The organism is Pseudomonas sp. SC3(2021) (genome assembly GCF_019856535.1).
In the GTDB taxonomy this organism is placed as follows: Bacteria; Pseudomonadota; Gammaproteobacteria; order Pseudomonadales; family Pseudomonadaceae; genus Aquipseudomonas; species Aquipseudomonas monsensis.
Genome location: NZ_CP082236.1, coordinates 4,412,302 through 4,429,782, shown reverse-complemented (window position 1 = coordinate 4,429,782; position 17,481 = coordinate 4,412,302). Strand labels below are relative to the sequence as shown.

Here is a 17,481-nt window from a genome sequence, read left to right as displayed (position 1 = left end):
GTCCGTTCAGGGGTGAGCCCGGCCGGCGGCCGGGCTCCTTTTTAAAAAACAATATTCAGGACAACACTTTGCCCACCGGCACCGACAAGCCGTCATGCCACCACGCCGCGAAGCTGAAGACGTTGGGCGCCTTGAGAATCGTGAAATGGTTGCCCGGCCCGTACCACACGGCGAGGTCGTTGACATGACGCTGCCAGCCTTCAAGCATCGCCGCCTGCTCGCGCTGATTGCCCCACGCGTCCAGGGTCGGATCATCGACCAGCACCAGCCGCACCGGCCCGGTGTAGGTCAGTGGCGGTTGATAGACCGTGCGCAGCGCCGTGGCGAAGGTGCGCACCGGGCCGTGCATCGCATCCGGCGCCGCGCGCTCCGACAACACGCCGGCGCGGACCATGCCGGCATGCAGCAGGCGCAGTTGCGTGGCGTCATCGGCGTTGACGAAGGCCTGCGGATCAATGCCCAACGACTTGCCGCTGGACAGTTGCAGCGTGTCGATCAAGCGCTGCAGAGCCGCCGTGCCGGTATACGGCTTGCCTGCGGTACCGTTGCCGCCCGGCGCCTCGCTGTCGATCAACGTCAGCGACGCCACTTCACGCCCCTGCGCTTGCAACTGCGCAGCCATGGCATGCGCGACCCAACCGCCGAACGAATGGCCGATCAGGTGCACAGGGCCCTGCGGGTACAGCTGCTCGATGGCTTGCAGATAGAACGCCGCAGCCGCCTCGACCTGACTGTGCGGCACGCCGATGCCGTCCAGCCCCCGCGGTTGCAGGCCGATGATCGGCCATTCCGGGCCAATGGCTTCGGTCAGGTGAATAAACCCCGTGACGCTGTCACCGGCCCCCGGCACACAGAAAATCGGCGCATGTCCCAAGTGTCCGCTCTGGATCGTCAGGAGCGGCTGGTACTGCGCAGGCTCAGGGGGTTGCACGGCGTCCAGCGCCTGCGTGATGGCCTGCCCCAACGCCTGGATATGCGGCGCCTTCATCATGGTGCGGTGATCGCCGGGGATGTCGATGCAGTGCAGCCAATGGCTGGCGAACCGCGCTTCCCAACCCCGCGTCGGGCTGGGCAGAGACTGCCCGTCCATCAGCTCCTGAGCGCGGAACAGATGGATCGTCTGGCTCGCCGGGCTGACCCGGTAATGCGCCAGTGCCAGGCGATGCGCCGCTTCGCGATCAAAGTAATGCCGGGCATCCGCGGCGCTGACCGTGGCCAACTCCGGATCGGTCAAGTGCTGTGCCAGGCAACGCTGGAACAACTGATCGAAATCCAGTGCACCGGCGGCGTCTTCCAGCGCCTGCACCGCCGCCAGTGCGCTGGCGCCGTCGGCACCGAGCATCAGCGAACGGCCACGGCAGTGGCCAAGCAACTGGCGCTTGTCCAGCCCCTCGCCACTCCACAGCGCCTTGTCCTGCGCCAGCGAGTTGGGCGCGTAGCTGTCGAGCAGGCCGATGAAGTCCACCACCTGATCCTGACCGAGCAACTGCTGGGCGACCTCATGGGCCAGCACGCCACCGAACGACCAGCCCGCCAGCCGATACGGCCCCTGCGCCTGCACCGAACGGATGATCCCGGCCATGCGCCGAGCCATGCACTCAAGGGTGCGCAACTGCGGCTGTCCAAGCGGCACACCAGGCAGGCCGTAAATCGGGAACGTCCCGCCAATGTGCTGCGCCAGCGTCGGGAAGTACACGTCGCGGCCACTGAACTCATGCAGCAGGAACAACGGCGTACCGTGATCCCCGGCGCGCACCACGACCAGTCCGTCCGGTTCCCCGGCGCTCTCGCCCTGCTCCAGCAACGCAGCGGCGGATTCGACACTCGGGTGCTGGAACAGCTCGGCCAGCGACACTTGCAGACCGGCCCGTTGCAGCTGATTGACCAACCGCACCGCGAGCAACGAATGCCCGCCCAGCTCAAAGAAGTTGTCGTGACGACCGACCTGTTCGACACCCAGCACCTCGGCCCAGATCTGCGCCATGGTGGTTTCGGTTTCACCTTGCGGCGCCACGTAAGGGCGGCTGATCAACGCGTCCACACCCGGCTCCGGCAGAGCCTTGCGGTCGACCTTGTCGTTCGGTGTCAGCGGCAACGCATCGAGCAGCACGAAGGCGCCGGGCACCATGTATTCCGGCAGGCGTTCCAGCACATGCGCGCGCAAGGCTTCCAGACCTGGCGCCTCGATCCCGGCACGCACGGTGTACCAGGCCACCAGACGTTCGTCGCGCACCATCACCACCGCGTCGCGGAGCGCCGGATGTTCGATCAGCCGCGCTTCAATCTCGCCGGGCTCCAGACGTAACCCGCGCAGCTTGATCTGGAAGTCGTTGCGGCCGAGGAATTCGAGGTTGCCGTCATGGCAGTAGCGCGCCAGATCGCCAGTGCGATACAGCCGGTCCCCCGGCACAAACGGACTGTCGATAAAGCGCTCGGCCTGCATCTGCGGCAGGCCGTGATAACCCCGCGCCACCCCCACGCCGCCGATGTGCAACTGACCGCTGACGCCTTGCGGCACCGGTTGATCATGGTCATCGAGGACGTACAGGCGAGTGTTGCTCAGCGCCTTGCCGATTGGCACCACGCTGTCCGGCAGCGACATGCCCGGTTCCAGCGTCCAGCCGGTGCTGTCGACGGTGGTTTCAGTCGGGCCATAGACGTTGTGCAAACGCACCCACGGCAGGCGCTGGCGCACTTGCCGAACCAGCGCAGCACTGAGTTCGCCGCCACCATTCAGCACATCGGTGAGGCTGGTGCACTGGCTGACATCGTCCTGCTCGATAAAGTCCTGCAGCAGCGCCGGCACGAACTTCACCACCGTCACGTTGTGCTCGCGAATGGCCCGCACCACATACGCCGAATCACGGTTGCCGTCGGGCCGTGCAAGCACCAGGCGCAACCCGGTACACAGCGGCCAGAAGATTTCCCACACCGAGCTGTCGAAGCTGAACGGCGCCTTTTGCAACAACGCGCCGTGCGCGGTTGGCGAACTGATCTGCGAGCCCCAATGCACCATGTTGCAGGCGCTGCGGTGTTCGATCATCACGCCCTTCGGCAGCCCCGTGGAACCCGAGGTGTAGATCATGTACGCAAGGTTCGCAGCACTCAGGCCCGGCACCTGCGGAGCATGATCCGGCAGCTGCTGCCAGGTGCTGCGATCAAGCTCGATCAGCCCGGCCGCCGACTCGGCGAACAACGGACGCGTCGCCGCCTGCACCAGCACCGCCACCGGCGCGCTGTCCTTGAGCATGTAGGCCAGTCGTTCCGCCGGATAACCCGGGTCCAGCGGCACATACGCCCCGCCCGCTTTCAGAATCCCGAGCAGGCCGACCACCAGATCCAGCCCGCGCTCGACGCAGATCGCCACTCGCGCCTCCGGCTGCACGCCTTGCGCACGCAGGTGATGAGCCAGCTGATTGGCGCGCTGATCAAGCTCGCGGTACGTCAGACTGCCAGCGTCGGACTGCACCGCCAGCGCCTGCGGTTTGAGCCGTGCCTGTTCCTCGAACAAACGGTGCAGCGGTTGCTCCAGCGGGCAATCGACCTCGGTCGCGTTGTAGTCGATCAACAAGCGCTGACGTTCCTGCGCGTCGAGCAACGGCACCTGCGCCAGCACCGTCTGATCATCGCTGACCAGCGCCGTCAGCAGTTGCTGGAAATAACCGACAAAGCGGCGGATCGTCGACTCGTCGAACAACGCCGTGGCGTAGTTCAGCGCACCGCGAATCCCGTCCGCGTGCGCGCCCAGGGTCAGCGACAGGTCGAACTTGACGAAGCGCCCTGCCCCGGCCACGCCTTCGAGAGTCAGGTCACCCAGTTTCACACTCGGCCCATCGTTGTTGTCCCAGCTCAACAGGGTCTGGAACAGCGCGCTATGGGACAGGCTGCGCAGCGGTTTGCAAATGTCCACCACCTGCTCGAACGGCAGGTCCTGATGCGCCTGAGCCTGCAGGGTTTGCGCCTTGACCCGCGCCAGCAAGGCTTCGCCACTCGGCTCGCCGGAGGTGTCGATGCGCAAGGCCAAGGTGTTGACGAACATGCCGATCAAGCCTTCGATCTCGGCGCGGGTGCGGTTGGCCACCGGCGAACCGATGACCACGTCGGCCTGGCCGGACAGGCGACTGAGGGTCATCGCCCACGCGCTCATGATCACCATGTACGGCGTCACTGCGCGACGCTGGCATAGCGCCGTGAGCCCGGCACTGACCGGCTCGCCCAACACCACCTCGACGCTGCCGCCGCTATGGTCCTGTTGCGCCGGACGCGGCCGGTCGGTGGGCAAGGTCAGCAAGGCCGGCGCACCGGCCAGGGTCTGTTGCCAGTAATCGCTCTGGCGTTGCAGCACCTCGCCACTGAGCCAGCGCCGCTGCCACACCGCGTAATCGGTGTATTGCAGCAGCAGTGGCGGCAGCGGATCGGCTTCGCCGTGGCTGAACGCCTGATACAGCGCCGCCAGCTCGCGGGTCAGCACGCCCATCGACCAGCCGTCGGAGATGATGTGGTGCAGCGTCAGCAACAGCACGTGGTGATCGTCGGCCAGCCGCACCAGACGGCCACGGATCAGCGAATCATGTTGCAGATTGAACGGCGCCGACGCTTCGGCCTCGCTCAAGCGACGCAAGGCGTCATCGGCCTGCGGGTGCTCACGCAAGTCTTCGACCTGCAGCAGCAAACCGCTGTGCTCCTCCCGGATCAGCACCTGCGCCTCGTCGTCGCGCTGGATAAAGCGGCTGCGCAGGGTTTCATGGCGTGCGACGATCCGCGCCAGTGCCCGTTGCAGGGCCACTTCATCGAGGCGCCCGCGCAGGCGCAGGCCGACCGGGATGTTGTACGCCGAGTGGCCACCGCCCATTTGTGCCAGGAACCACAGACGCTGTTGGGCAAACGATAGCGGCAACGCTTGATCACGCGGCGCCGGCAGAATGTCCGGCAACGTGCTGCGCCCGGCGCGGCTGAGCACCTCGGCCACGGCCGCCAGCTCCGGATTGGCAAACAGCTCGGCCAATGTCAGCTCCACGCCCAGTTGCTGGCGTACCTGCGACAGCATGCGCATCGCCAACAGCGAGTGCCCGCCCAGTTCAAAGAAGTTGTCGTGACGCCCGACCTGGGCAACCTGCAACACCTCGGCCCAGACCTGGGCCAGGCGCTGTTCCAAAGGCGTCGCCGGGGCCACATAGACCCGGCTGAGCAGTGCCGCCTGCGTCGGTGCCGGCAGGGCCTTGCGGTCGATCTTGCCGTTGTTGTTCAGCGGCAGGGCCTCAAGTTGCACCCAGGCGCTCGGCACCATGTATTCCGGCAGCCGTGCCTGCAATTGCGCGTGCAGGTCGGCACTGTCTACGGATTGATCGTGGACGGTGTAGTACGCCACCAGACGTGCGTTTTCCTGGCCGTCGCGGCGCGCCAGCACCACCGCTTCCTTGATCCCGGCGCAGTTGAGCAAGCGATTTTCGATTTCCCCGAGTTCGATGCGGAAGCCGCGAATTTTCACTTGATCATCGTTACGCCCGATGCACTCCAGTTGCCCCGGCGCCAGCCACCGCACGAGGTCGCCAGTGCGATACAGCAGCGCGCCGGGCTGGTCGCTGAACGGATCACGGAGGAATTTCTCGGCGGTCAGATCCGCACGGTTGAGATACCCCAGTGCCACGCCCTGCCCACCGATGTACAACTCGCCGGTCACGCCCTGGGGCACCAGTTGCTGATGGGCATCGAGCACGTAGACCTGCGTGTTGGCAATCGGCCCGCCAATCGGCACGCTCTCGGCGTTTTCCGCCACCTGCTGCACTTCGAAGGTCGTCGCGTAGGTGGTGGTTTCAGTCGGGCCGTAGCAATGCACGAGGCGCAGCGCCGGCGCCTCGGCCAGCAGCGTGCGGAACGCCGCCGGATCGCCGCGCTCACCGCCGCACAACAGAATGCGCAGGTCTTTGAGCGCCTGCGGAATCAGTTGCACGTACTGGTTGAACAGCGCCGTGGTGACGAACAGGATCGTCGCCCCGCTGGCGCTCAGTTCCCGGCCAAAGGCGTGCGGGTCGAGCAGGGTCTGATGGTCGATGACCACCACGCGCCCGCCATTGAGCAGCGGCCCCCAGATGTCCATGGTGCTGGCATCGAACGCCGGGTTCGAGGCGAACACCACGCGGTCCTGCGCATTGAAATCGGCATAGCCGTTGTTCAGCACCAGGCGGCCGATGCCACGGTGCGGCACCATCACACCTTTCGGGGTGCCCGTGGAGCCCGAGGTGTACATGACGTACGCCAGCGATTCCGAGGACTGCAGCCGATTCGGGTTGTGCGTCGGCTGGTCGCTGAGCGTCAGGCGATCCAGGTCGATGCGCGCCACGCTAAAGTCGATCGCTTCGCTGCTGAGGGTCAGCAACGCCACGGCCTGACAGTCCTCGACCATGAATGCCTGACGTTCGCTCGGTGCATGGATATCCAGCGGCACGTAAGCTGCCGCACACTTGGCAATCGCCAGTTGCGCGACCAGCAATTCCAGCGATCGCGGCAGCAGGATCGCCACGCGATCCCCCGGTTGCACGCCGTGGCCGATCAAGTGATGGGCCAGACGATTGGCCCGTGCATTCAGCTCGAAGTAGCTCAGCGACTGCGCACCGTGCACCGCCGCCACCGCTTTGGGATGCGCCGCCGCCTGTTGCTGGAACACCCCGTGCACGGTCAGCGCCTGCGGGTAGTCACGGGCGGTGGCGTTGAAGTCGTGCAGCAAGCGCTGACGCTCGTCCGCCGCCAGCAACGGCACCTGCTCCAGTACCGCGTGATCATCGCCGACCATGGCCGCCAATAGCCGCTGGAAGTAGCCGACATAACGCAGGATCGTCGCTTCATCGAACAACGCCGTGGCGTACTCGAGTGAACCGCGAATCCCCTCGCCGACCTCGCCCAGGGTCAAGGTCAGGTCGAACTTGGCGACATCGCCGGCGCTGGCCAGCGCTTGCAGGGTCAGTTCGCCCAGCGCCAGATCCGGCCCGACGCTGCTGTCCCAGCTCAAGGTGGTCTGGAACAACGGACTGTGGGCCAGACTGCGCACCGGCCTGACGATTTCCACCACCTGCTCGAACGGCAGATCCTGATGAGCCTGCGCGGCCAGCGTCACCGTCTTGACCCGCGCCAGCAGCGCTTCGACGCTCGGTGCGCCGGAGGTGTCGATGCGCAAGGCCAGGGTGTTGACGAACATGCCGATCAAGCCTTCGATCTCGGCACGGGTGCGGTTGGCCACTGGCGCGCCGATCACCACGTCGGCCTGCCCGGACAACCGACTCATCAACAGCGACCAGGCACTGAGCACGGTCATGAACACAGTAACGCCATGCCGCTGACTCAAGGCCTTGAGCCCGGCACTCAGGCGCGCATCCAGCAGCACTTCGACGCGACGCCCGGCGTAATCCTGCTGCGCCGGACGCGGCCGGTCGGTGGGCAAGGTCAACAGGGCCGGCGCGCCGTCGAGGGTCTGCTGCCAGTAATCGCTCTGGCGCTGCAACACCTCGCCACTGAGCCAGCGCCGTTGCCAGACCGCGTAGTCGCTGTATTGCAACGCCAGCGGCGGCAATGGATCGGGCTGTCCGTGGCTGAACGCCTGATACAGCGCCATCAGCTCGCGGGTCAGCACGCCCATCGACCAGCCGTCGGCGACGATGTGATGCACGGTCAGCAACAGCACGTGATGCTCGTCGGCCATTCGTACCAGACGTCCGCGAATCGGCGGATCGTTCTGCAGATCGAACGCTGTCGCGGCTTCCTGTGCTGTCAACGTTTGCAAGGTCGCTTCGGCCTGCGAGTGCCGGCGCAGGTCTTCGACCTGCAACACCATGCCGCTGCCGACCGGGGCGATAGCGACCTGCGCTGCATCGTCAATGCTCAGGAAACGGCTGCGCAAGGTTTCGTGACGCGCCACGATCTGCGCCAGCGAACGTTGCAGGGCGTCACCGTCGAGCCGCCCGCGCAAGTGCAGGCCAATCGGAATGTTGTACGCCGAGTTACCGCCCGCCATCTGCGCCAGGAACCACAGGCGCTGCTGAGCGAAGGACAAGGTGCCGTCACGCGTGACCGGCAGGATTTGCGTCCGGCTGCTGACGTCCGCTGCGCACAGGCACCGGGCAACGGCCGCCAGTTCAGGGTTGGCGAAGAGGTCGGCCAGGGCCAGTTCCAGGCCCAGTTGCTGGCGCACCTGAGCGACCATGCGCATCGCCAGCAGCGAGTGGCCGCCGAGTTCGAAGAAATGATCATGGCGTCCGACCCGCTCCACCTGCAGCACCTCGGCCCAGATCTGCGCCAGGGTGGTTTCCGGCTCGCCTTGCGGCGCGGCGTACTCGCGGGTCAACAGCGCGGCCAGATCCGGTGCCGGCAAGGCCTTGCGGTCAACCTTGCCGTTGGCGGTCAACGGCCATGCATCGAGCCTGACAAAAGCGGCAGGCACCATGTACTCCGGCAGTTGCGCCAGCAGGTGTGCGCGCAACTGGCCAACGCTCAGCGACTCGCCCTGTTCGGTGTAATACGCCACCAGCCGTGGCTGGCCGGGCTCATCCTCACGGGCCAGCAACACCGCGTCCCTGATTGCGTCGAGCTGGTTGAGGCAGGTTTCGATTTCGCCCGGTTCAATGCGTACGCCGCGGATCTTGACCTGATCATCGTTGCGCCCGAGGTATTCCAGGGTGCCGTCCTCGCGCCAGCGCGCCAAGTCGCCGCTGCGGTACATGCGTGCATTCGGCGCCGTGTTGAACGGGTCGTGCAGGAAGCGTTCCGCCGTCAGTTCCGGACGATTCAGATAACCCCGGGCCACGCCGGCACCGCCGACGTACAACTCGCCCATCACTCCCAGCGGCACGGGTCGTTGCTGTTCATCGAGCAGATACACCGTGGCGTTGCTCACCGGTTTGCCGATATGCAACGCCTGCCCGGCTTCGACCGTTCCGGAGGTCGCCACCACCGTGGCCTCGGTCGGGCCGTAGTTGTTGATCACCCGGAACGGTTGGTTGGCGTTGAACCGGCGCAGACGATCGCCGCCAATCAACAGGGTTTTCAGGGTCGGATGCGGCAGATTCTGGCTGAAGGCGTATTCGGCCACCGGGGTCGGCAGGAAGCTGACGTCCAATGGCTGTGCGCGCCACCAGTGGAGCAAGGCGTCGATGTCTTCATTGCCGTCATGGGTGGGCGCCAGGTGCAGGGTCGCACCAACGCACAACGCCGGCCAGACCTCCCAGGCCATCGCGTCGAAGCCGAACCCGGCCAGGCTTGACGTTTGGCCGCCGGCGCGCAACTCGAATGCCTCGCAGTGCCAATCGACCAGATTGCTCAGCGTATGGTGTTCGACCATCACGCCTTTGGGCAGGCCGGTGGAGCCGGAGGTGTAGATCACATACGCCAGATGCTGCGGGGTCAGGCCCGGCAGAACGGGATTGTCGCTGTGGTCGCTTGGCCACAGGTGCCGGTCAAGGTCGATCACCGGCACTGCCAATGCTGGCAGACGTTCGCGCAACGTACTTTGGGTAAGCACGGCGACTGGCGCACTGTCCGTCAACAGGTAGTTCAAGCGCTCGGCCGGATGCGCCGGATCGATTGGCACATAACCGGCGCCAGCCTTGAGAATCGCCACCAGCCCGACCAGCGTATCGAGGCCACGACGGGCGACGATGGCCACGCGGTCGTCGGGCTTCACCCCCGACGCAATCAGATGATGCGCCAGTGCGTTGGCCTGTCGGTTCAACCCGGCATAACTCAGGGGTGCCTCGGCAAACACCGCTGCCGGCGCGTCCGGCCGCTCGGCCACTTGCTGTTCGAAGCGCTGAGCGATCGTAAGCCCTTGCGGGTAATCGGCGCGGGTGGCGTTGAAGTCGATCAATAGCTGTGCGCGTTCATCGGCCGGCAAAATCGACACGTGCTCAAAACCCTGATGCGGCGCGTGTTCCAGCGCCTCCAGCAAGGCGTGCAAGGCGCACTGCAAATAGCTGCAAATGCGCCGTGCATCGAGGCCGGCACCGGCCAATGCGGTCAGGCTGAAACCTTCACCGAAGTCATCGACGCTGAGGGTCAGGCGATAGTTGCTGTGCTCTTCGGCCTCGAGCAATTGCATGCCGTGCCACGCCGCTGTGGCTTCGGCAGAAGGCGCGCCCGACGAGGCGCCGTGACGGTAATTGAACAGCGTACTGAACAGCGGCGTGGTTGGCGCCATCGCGCTGCAGTGCTGGATGCGCGCCAGTTGCGCGTGTTCGTGCTGCAGCAACTGGCTCAGGCGTTGGTGTGTGGCCAGCGCCGCGCCCTTGACGCTGTGCGCGCGCAAATCAAGGCGCAGCGGCAAGGTGTTGATGAACACCCCGAGTGCCCGTTCCGCCCCCTCGCCGCCCTGCAAGCGCCCGAGCAACACCGTGCCGAACACCACGTCGTCGCGCCCCGACAATTGCCCCAGCACCTGCGCCCAGGCCAGGTGCATCAGACTCGCAGCACTGACGCCGAGGCGCCGGGCCTGACGGCGGATCTCGTGGTTCAGCGTGGCATCGAGAGTCAGCTGAGCCTTCTGCGCCTGTTCTTCCAAGGCCGGGTTCTGGCCGTATGGCAGGGTCGGTTCGTCGACGTCGCCGAGCATCTCGCGGAAGAAGCCTTCGTGCTGCTCATCGCTCAGCCCGGCCAGAGTGTGCGCCACGTAATTGCGGTACGGCACCGGCTCGGGCAGGCGTTGCGGCTGGCCAACAAGGAAGGCCTGCATTTCCTGTTGCAGCACCTCCAGCGCCACGTGATCCATCACCAGGTGATGGAACAGCAGCAACGCAACGACACGTTGATTGGCCGCGTCCCAGGTGTGGACCACGCGCATCAGCGGTGCCTGATCGACGGCCATGCGGTAATGCCCGGCGTCAAAGTGGCAGCGCAACTGCGCCAGAGCATCAACGTCCGCTGCTTCCAGCGTGACGTTTTCACAGACCAGCGATGCCTGCCGCCAGACCACTTGCACCGGGTCTGGCAGGCCGTCCCAGAACAGCGAGGTGCGCAGAATGTCATGACGCTGGATCACCTGCTGCAAGGCGTGGGTAAAGCTGTTCAGACGTTGTTCATCGGCAAACGCGAACTGCGCCTGCAACACATACGGGTCGCCCTGAGCGGCAGACAAATGATGGAACAGGATGCCGGTCTGCAACGGCGCCAGAGGGTAGATATCCTGCACGTTGGCCGCACCGCCGGGGATGCTGGCGACAATACGGTCAAGGGTTGGCTGGTCGAGCGTCACCAGCGGCAGCAGATCCGGCGTGATGTGCGTGCAATCCGCAGGGATGCGGTTGGCCGGCACTTCGGCATCCGGCTCGCCACCGACTGCAGCGGCGAGTGCGGCCAGCGTCGGCTGGTTGAACAGCACACGAATGTCGGCGCTCAGGCCGGCGCGGCGCATTTTCGCCACCAGGTTGACCGCCAGCAAAGAGTGGCCGCCCAGTTCAAAGAAATGGTCGTGACGCCCTACCCGCTCGACGTTAAGCAATTCGGCCCAGAGTTGCGCCAGCGCGATTTCCACTTCGCCGACCGGGGCTTCGTATTCGCGCGAGGTCAACGCGCTCAGATCCGGTGCCGGTAGCGCCTTGCGGTCAAGTTTGCCGTTGGGGCTAAGCGGCAATGTGTCGAGATGCACGAACACGGCAGGCACCATGTAGTCCGGCAAATGCTCCAGCAGGTGACTGCGCAGAACGTCGATTTCGAGGCGGGCGCCGGTGTAGTACGCGACCAGACGCTTGTCGCCAGGTACGTCTTCGCGAGCCAGCACGGCGGCTTCCTGCACTCCATCGACCTGAGTCAGGCGGGCCTGGATTTCACCGAGTTCGATGCGCAAGCCACGGATCTTCACCTGATCGTCGTTGCGGCCGAGGTATTCGATATTGCCGTCGGCCAGATAGCGCGCGACGTCGCCGGTGCGGTATATGCGTCCTTTTGCTTGAAATGGATCGTCGAGGAAGCGTTCGGCGCTCAGTTCCGGGCGATTCAGATAACCACGGGCCACCTGCACGCCGCCGATGTACAACTCGCCGACCACGCCTTGGGGCACGGGCTGTTGTTGCGCATCGAGGATGTACATCCGGGTGTTGGCGATCGGTTTGCCGATCGGCGTGTTGTCCGGAGTTTGCTCCAGCGGCCCGGCGCAATCCCATGCGGTGACGTCTACCGCCGCTTCGGTCGGGCCGTACAGGTTATGCAATTTGCTGCCCGGCACTTGCTGTTTGAAACGCCGAACGATGCTGCCCGGCAAGGCTTCGCCACTGCACATGACCTGACGCAATCCGCTGCAACGCGTGGTGTCGCCGTGGGCGAGGAACACGTCGAGCATCGACGGCACAAAGTGCAGCGTGGTGATGTGCTCGCGCTCGATCACTTCGCTGAGGTACTGCGGATCCTTGTGCCCCTCGGGCCTTGCCATGACCAGTCGGGCGCCGGTCATCAATGGCCAGAAGAACTCCCACACCGACACGTCGAAGCTGAACGGCGTCTTTTGAAGTACGGAATCGGCTGCCGTCAGCTGATAAGCGTCCTGCATCCACAACAAGCGGTTGACCACCCCGGCGTGTTCGTTGATCACGCCTTTGGGTTGCCCGGTGGAACCCGAGGTGTAAATCACGTAAGCCGTGTGGTGCGGGGTCAATTCCGGTGCTGACAGATTGTCCGCCGGGTGCGATTGCCAGTGCGGCTGATCCAGATCGATCAGCGGTACCGTGACCTCGCCGAGCAACGAACGAGTCGAACCCTGCACCAACACCGCCAGTGGCGCACTGTCCTCCAGCATGTAGGCCAGACGCTCCAGCGGGTACGCCGGGTCGAGCGGCACATAAGCGCCGCCGGCCTTGAGAATCGCCAGCAGCCCGACCACCATGTCCAGACTGCGTTCGACGCAGATCGCCACCCGCGAATCGGCCTGCACCCCCACTCCGCGCAAATGCCGCGCCAGTTGATTGGCCCGCGCATTGAGTTCGGCGAAGGTCAGTGACTGCTCAGCGGCCACCACCGCCGGCGCCTGCGGCGAGCGCTGCACTTGCGCCTCGAACAGCCCATGAATCGTCTGCTCCAGATCGTAATCGACGTCAGTGGCATTGAACTCGACCAGCAAGCGCTGCTGCTCTTGCTGCAGCAACAGCGGTGCGTGCTCCAGCACCGCCTGATCGTTGGCAACCATCGCTTGCAACAAGCGCTCGAAGTACCCGACAAAGCGCTGCACTGTGGCTTCATCGAACAGCGCCGTGGCGTACTCCAGCGACCCGCGAATCGCCCCGCCGGCGTCACTCAGACTCAACGACAAATCGAACTTGGCAAAGTGGCTCGGTTCGGCCACGCCTTCCAGGCTCAGGTCACCCAGAGCCAGCGCCGGGCTTTCCAGACCGTCCCAACTGAGCAAGGTCTGGAACAGCGGACTGTGCGCCAGACTGCGCACCGGCCGGACGATTTCCACCACCTGCTCGAACGGCAGATCCTGATGCGCCTGCGCCGCCAGCGTCAGCGCCTTGACCCGCGCCAGCAGCCCTTCGACGCTGAGTTCACCCGACGTGTCGATGCGCAGGGCCAACGTGTTGACGAACATGCCGATCAGCCCTTCGATCTCGGCGCGGTTGCGGTTGGCCACCGGCGAACCGATCACCACCTCCGCCTGACCGGACAAACGACTGAGCAACATTGCCCAGGCACTCATCAGCGTCATGTACAGGGTCACGCCATGCCGCTGCCCCAACGCCTTGAGCCCGGCGCTGAGGCGTTCGTCGAGTACCACCGCGACACTGCTGCCGGCGTAGTCCTGCTGCGCCGGACGCGGACGGTCGCTCGGCAGCATCAGCAACGCCGGCGCCCCGGCCAGCGTCTGTTGCCAGAACTCACTCTGGCGCTGCAGCACTTCACCGCTGAGCCAGCGCCGCTGCCAGATTGCGTAATCGGTGTATTGCAGCGTCAGCGGCGGCAATGGATCCGGCTGACCGTGACTGAACGCCTGGTACAGCGTCATCAATTCGCGGGTCAGTACGCCCATCGACCAGCCATCGGAGATGATGTGGTGCAGGGTCAGCAACAGCACATGGTGATCGTCGGCCAGCCGCACCAGACGACCGCGAATCAGCGGATCGTCCTGCAAGTCGAACGGCCCCGACGCTTCGCCCTGAATCAGCGCCTGCAAGGCTTCGTCGGGTTGCCGGTGCTGGCGCAGATCTTCGACGCGCAGCAACAGACCGGTATCCACCGGCGCAATCAGCACCTGCGCTTCGTCGTTGTACTGAGTGAAGCGGCTGCGCAAGGTTTCGTGGCGGGCGACGATCCGCGCCAGTGCGCGTTGCAGCGCATCGTCATGCAAGCGCCCGCGCAGGCGCAGGGCCACGGGAATGTTGTAGGCGGTGTTGGCGCCTTCCATTTGCGCCAGAAACCACAGGCGCTGCTGGGCGAACGACAGCGGCAAGGCGCCGTCGCGCGGCACCGGCAGCATCTGCGGCTGGGTGCAACGCCCGGCCTCACTGAGGACGGCAGCCACCGCCGCCAGTTCGGCATTGGCGAACAGATCGCTCAGCGCCAGTTCGACCCCCAGCCGCTGACGCACCTGCGCAACCATGCGCATCGCCAGCAGCGAGTGGCCGCCGAGTTCGAAAAAGTGATCCTGACGCCCGACCCGCTCGACCTGCAACACGTCGACCCAGATGCGCGCCAGTGCGGTTTCCACCTCGCCTTCGGGCGCCACGTATTCGCGGGTGAACAGCGCCGTCAGCTCCGGTGCCGGCAGAGCCTTGCGGTCGACCTTGCCGTTGGCGGTCAGCGGCAGTGCGGCAAGCCGGACGAACGCCGTCGGCACCATGTATTCCGGCAAACGGCTGAGCAACTGCGCACGCAACTCGCCCACCGGCAAGGCTTCGACCTGGGCCTGTTCGGTGAAGTACGCCACCAGCCGTGGCTGGCCGGGCTGGTCTTCGCGGGCCAGCAGCACCGCTTCCTGAATCCCCGGCAACTGGTTGAGGCAGGTTTCGATTTCCCCCAGTTCGATGCGCACGCCGCGAATTTTCACCTGATCGTCATTGCGCCCCAGGTATTCGATGGTGCCGTCCTCGCGCCAGCGCGCAAGATCGCCGGTGCGGTACATCCGGGCATTCGGCGCACTGCTGAACGGGTCACGCAGGAAACGCTCGGCAGTCATCTGCGGGCGATTCAGGTAGCCCCGTGCGACGCCGGCACCGCCGACATACAACTCGCCGGCAACGCCAATCGGCACCGGGCGTTGCTGTTCATCGAGCAGGTACACCGTGGCGTTGCTCACCGGTTTGCCGATGTGCAGCGCATCGCCGCTTTGCACCAGACCGGAAGTCGCGACCACCGTGGCCTCGGTCGGGCCGTAGTTGTTGATCACGTCGAAATGCTGGTTGCGGTTGAACTGACGCAAGCGGTCACCACCGATCAGCAGTGTGCGCAGGGTCGGGTGTTCGAGGTTCTGGCTGAAGGCGTATTCGGCCACCGGTGTCGGCAGGAAGCTCACGTCCAGCGGTTGCGCGCGCCACCATTCAAGCAACGCGTCGATGTCTTCGCCGCCGTCATGGGTCGGTGCCAGATGCAGGGTCGCGCCGGCACACAGCGCCGGCCAGACTTCCCAGGCCATCGCGTCGAAACCGAACCCGGCGAGGCTTGAAGTGTGGCGACCCGCGCACAGGTCGAACGCTGTGCAATGCCAATCGACCAGATTGCTCAAGGTGTGGTGTTCGACCATCACGCCTTTGGGCAGGCCGGTGGAACCGGAGGTGTAAATCACGTAGGCCAGGTGCGCAGTGCTCAGGCCCGGCACTTGTGGGTCATGGGTAGCGCGCTGCGGCCAGGTGCGGCGGTCGAGGTCGATCACCGGCACGCTCAGAGCCGGCAGGCGCTCACGCAGACGGCTCTGGGTCAGAACCGCCACTGGCGCACTGTCATCGAGCAAATAATGCAAACGCTCGGCCGGATGTGCGGGATCAACCGGCACGTAACCGGCGCCGGCCTTGAGAATCGCGACCAGCCCGACCAGCGTCTCGAGGCCACGGCGGGCGACGATGGCCACACGGTCGTCAGGTTTTACCCCCCGGTCGATCAAGTGATGCGCCAGGACGTTGGCCTCGCGGTTGAGTTCGGCGTAGGTCATTTGCGCATCGCCAAACACCGCCGCCAACGCCTCAGGCCGCTCGGCCACCTGCGCCTCGAGACGCTGGTGAAGGGTCAACTCGGTCAGGCCTTGCGCCTGCGTGGCATTGAAGCCAAGCAGCACCTGCGCCCGCTCCGCCGCCGGCAGGATCGGCAGTTGATTGACCGGCGTCTGCGGCGCCTGCTCCAGCGCCAGCACAAGGTTTTCCAGCGCGCAGAGCATGTAGTCGCAGACCCGCTGCGGATGGGTTTGCGTACTGGCCAGCAAGGTCAGATGGAAACGCTCACCGAGGTCATCGACGCTCAGGGTCAACGGGTAGTTGGTGCGTTCCTCGGAACTCAGGGTGGTGATGCCCTCCCATGCTGCAAGGGTTTGCGCACTGGCCGTGGCGACGTCGTGGCTGTGGCGATAATTGAGCAGCGTGCTGAACAACGGTGTCGGCGCCACCACGTGACTGCACCGCTGGGCCAGGGCCAGCGGCGCGTATTCGTGGCGCATCAGCGTGGTCAGCCGAACGTGCGTGGCGTTGACCGCCGCACGCACGTCCTCGCCGTCGATATCCACCCGCAGCGGCAAGGTGTTGATGAAAATCCCCAGCGCCCGGTCAATCGCTTCGGCGCCCTGCATGCGCCCCATCAGCACCGTGCCGAACACCACCTGTTGCTTGCCGGTGAGCGCCGCCAGTACTTGCGCCCAGCCGAGGTGAAACAGGCTCGCGGCACTCACCCCGAGCGTGCGCGCCTGAGCACGCAAACGCTGCCCCAGCAGCGCCTCGACCGGCACGCTCAACTCTTCGATCTGGCTACCGTCACCCTGCACGTCTTGCAGACCATAGGGCAGCGTCGGCTCGTCGACATCGCCGAGCATGTCGCGGAAGAACGCCTCGTGCTCGGCTTCGCTGACGCCCAGTCGCGCCTGGGCCACGTAATTGCGAAACGGCACCGGGCGCCCGAGTGATTCAGTTTGTCCGGTGAGGCAGGCGCGCATTTCATGACGCACCACGTCGAGGGCCGAGTGATCGAGGGCCATGTGATGGAACAGCAACGTGGCGATCACCCGCTGCCCGGCTTCGTCCCAGGCATGGGCCAGGCGCATCAACGGTGCGCGGCTGACATCGAGACGAAAATGCCGGGCGTCAAAACGCTCGTGCAGGTACACCAGCACGTCGCTGTCGGCTGTCGGGGGCAGCACTTCCTCCATCGGCAGTTCGGCCCGACGCCAGACCACTTGCACCGGCGCATCCAGCCCTTCCCAGTACACCGCAGTGCGCAGGATGTCGTGGCGATCAATCACGCTTTGCAGGGCGTGGGCGAACGCCTGAAAGCGTTCACGGCTGGCAAAGGCGAAGTGCGACTGCATGACATACGGAT

1 protein-coding gene (only partly in view) is annotated in these 17,481 nt (G+C 65.2%); it reads right to left on the bottom strand.

The window, feature by feature from the left end; translation table 11 throughout:
* Positions 1 to 55 precede the first annotated feature (55 nt).
* Positions 56 to 17,481, bottom strand: the 3' portion of a protein-coding gene (locus K5Y35_RS19765) for a non-ribosomal peptide synthase/polyketide synthase (protein WP_222832685.1). The gene runs 397 nt beyond the window's last position; only the last 17,426 of its 17,823 coding nucleotides appear in the window; its start codon lies off the right edge, out of view; its stop codon occupies positions 56 to 58.